Source organism: Verrucomicrobiota bacterium, from assembly GCA_021413925.1.
GTDB lineage: Bacteria > Verrucomicrobiota > Verrucomicrobiia > Chthoniobacterales > UBA6821 > UBA6821.
In genome coordinates this window covers 1-2,638 of the sequence record JAIOPL010000011.1, presented here as the reverse complement: position 1 = coordinate 2,638, position 2,638 = coordinate 1, and the positions used below count along the sequence as shown (strand labels likewise).

At 56.9% G+C, this 2,638-nt stretch carries 3 protein-coding genes; 1 reads left to right on the top strand and 2 read right to left on the bottom strand.

Features of this window, described 5'->3' with window-relative positions:
* Positions 1-770 (bottom strand): hypothetical protein (locus K8R57_05775; GenBank protein ID MCE9587805.1); only part of this gene is annotated, 770 nt, incomplete at its 3' end.
* 246 nt (positions 771-1,016) lie between these two features.
* Between K8R57_05775 and K8R57_05770 the strand changes: the two genes are divergently transcribed.
* Positions 1,017-1,682, top strand: coding sequence for a hypothetical protein (locus K8R57_05770; protein MCE9587804.1), 666 nt, complete (start codon positions 1,017-1,019; stop codon positions 1,680-1,682).
* Here K8R57_05770 and K8R57_05765 read toward each other — a convergent pair.
* Complete coding sequence (locus tag K8R57_05765) at positions 1,621-2,562, bottom strand: IS630 family transposase (GenBank protein ID MCE9587803.1); 942 nt, start codon at positions 2,560-2,562, stop codon at positions 1,621-1,623. The two genes, K8R57_05770 and K8R57_05765, sit on opposite strands and share 62 nt — an antisense overlap.
* Positions 2,563-2,638: the final 76 nt, after the last annotated feature.

The window sequence follows — 2,638 nt, the reverse complement described above, 5'->3', positions numbered from 1 at the left end:
TGAGAGCCGACGAAGCTGGCGAAGACCTGTCCGCCGGTCATGACGTGGGTTCTGAGAAGATTCGTCCACTCGTTGAAACCTCCCACATCGCCCGACCGGATCAGCACCCGCTGATAGAGATTTTGCACCAAAGCCTGGGTCGAGCCGGTCACCGCGAAGTTCAAGTTCGCATACGGTTGAGTGCCGAGCGAGACGGTGTAATTGAGCGACTGGGCGCTGAACCCCCAGTAACCCGCGGGCAGCACGACCGCGACCGTGTGCTGCTGATTGGCTGTGACGTTCGCGAACGTGTAGGCGCCATTGGCGTCGGTGATCTGGGGATTGGCGGTGTCGCCATCGAGAACGACGCTTATCCCGGCCAGGCCTGCGTCGGGCGTCGTTTGGCTCGCATTGATGAGATCGACCGATTGAAAGACAGCCCCCGAGATCGTCGTCCCCGACACGATCGGCACAATCCGCGGCTCAAATTCCTCCACCCCCAACCGCTCTCGTCGCGACCGCATCGGCGTGGGCGACGCATGCCACCAACGGCGTAAGTGAGCGAAAAGGTTGGGGCTTCGGCGCGCAGCGTTGTTCGCCTGGTGGTTGAGACTCATGATGGGACTCGTGAATTGCCGAGAGAACGCGTTTTCAAAGGCAGCGGGGAAGCGTTCCATTACGGTAACGCCATATTGCAGTGAAGACAAGGCGATTGGGTAAATTGTGCCGATGGAATTGCTGAGCCCGATCGTCATATCCCGCATCAGGGACGTGTCGCGCGCAGCGCCCACGTGACGATAGGGAACATATGGACACACTCGGGTTCATCTATTTTGCGGACGGTGGCTTGGGTCGATACTTTTGCAGTTCCTCGGCCCAATCGGGGAAAAACGACCCGAACGCGAAGGGTGCGAGCCATAACGCGTTTGCCGTTATTCGACTTTCAATGGGACAGTTGTGGTCGCATTAATAAAACGGCGAAAGAATTGGCGCTCGTCGCCGAGGCGTCATGATCGAATTCGGAACTTGGGCTTGCTGTGATCTTCAACACGTTCGCCTACTATTTTCTCTTTCTTGTGCCGTCGGCCATCTTGTTCCGAGTCGCGTCGCCGCGCATTCGGCCGTGGGTCTGCGCGTTCTTCGGCGCCGGTTTTTTTGTCTATTTCTCTCATACCCAATTCGGCGACTGGATTGGGGCTGCTTGTCTGTTGATTTTCGTATGGGAATCGCTGTTCCGATTGCTGTACCGTCCTGGTTCGTGGACATGCATCGCGGGCGTCTTGATTAGCGTCGGCGTATTAGGTATATTTAAATATTGGAACTTCGCGTCCGATTTGGTCGCATCTCCTTTTGGGGATAACCCAGTCCACTGGACAGGAGCATTTCTACCGCTCGGCGTTTCATTTTTCACGTTCGAATTCATTCACTACGCGGTCGATCGGTACAAGAATCGAGTCGAGCGAGGCTCGATGGGTGAATATTTAGCGTTTATTTTCTTCTTTCCAACAATGGTCGCCGGGCCGATCAAGAGATTTCAAGACTTCGCTCCGTGCATGAGGAATCCTGGAAGCGATTGGGCCAAGGACTGGCATCGAGGCGTCACTCGCATCCTCGTTGGTTTAGAGCGGTTCATAGAGCGGTTCACGAGTGCATTGCGTATTCACAACGGTCATGGAACCAGCCGAGGATGTCGTGTTGGGTAACGTTGTTCAAGGCTGTCCCCATTGCTTGAATAACTCCCTGAATCGACCGAGCGGCGATGGATCGCAATCCTTCCTTGATCTTGGAGAACATCTCCTCGATCGGTGACAGGTCAGGGCTATAGACGGGCAATGGTTCCACCCGTGCTCCCGCCGCTTCAATGGCGGCGATGGCCGATGCGCTTTTGTGTGGCGACAGGTTATCCCACACGACTACGTCGCCCGCTCGAAGTTCCGGCGCCAAAACATGCTCGACATAGGTCTCGAATGCTGGTCGATCCGTCGCGCCCGGCAAGGCCATGGGCGCCACCACGCCGGAACTCCGCAAGCCCGAGATCAGCGTGACATTCTTCCACGCACCGGGGGCCGTCGCCTGCACTCGTTCGCCGATCGAAGCTCGACCGTACGTTCGTCCCATCGCCGTGGTGGCGCCGGTTTCGTCGACGAAAACCAAGTGATCCGAAGCCACGGTTGCCATTTTCTTGCGAAACGCACGCCGTTGCTTTTGCACCCGGGGAGTATCTCGTTCCTCGGCACGGTTGGTTTTCTTCTTGCGAGTGATCCGATGTCGCTTCAAAACGCGAAAGATCGTCATCACGCTACAATCGACGCCCAGCCGATCTCGCAACTCCGCGAGCGTCGCATCGGGTTGTTGCCGCACCAGTTCGAGAAGGCGAGCGACGGATTTGGCGTCCAGTTTGGGCGGCGTTCCGCCGGCGTGGGGCTTGGGTTGGACCGACCCGGTCCTCCGATAACGCTGGAGGAGACGGACAATCGTCGAAACGTTGACGGCGAAAAGTTCCGCCAACTCGCAAAGCGTATGTTCACACGCTTCAACCGCCGCCACAATCCGCTCTCGAAGATCGATGGAAAGGGGTCGCATCACACACCTCCTTGAAATGTGATCCCCCAATCCACTGATATTCTATTCAGATGCAATCCAGCTGCGAACCGCTCTA

Bases quoted from the DNA above. Each gene is read 5' to 3' on its own strand.
- K8R57_05765 (MCE9587803.1), bottom strand. From the start codon at position 2,562: ATGCGACCCCTTTCCATCGATCTTCGAGAGCGGATTGTGGCGGCGGTT.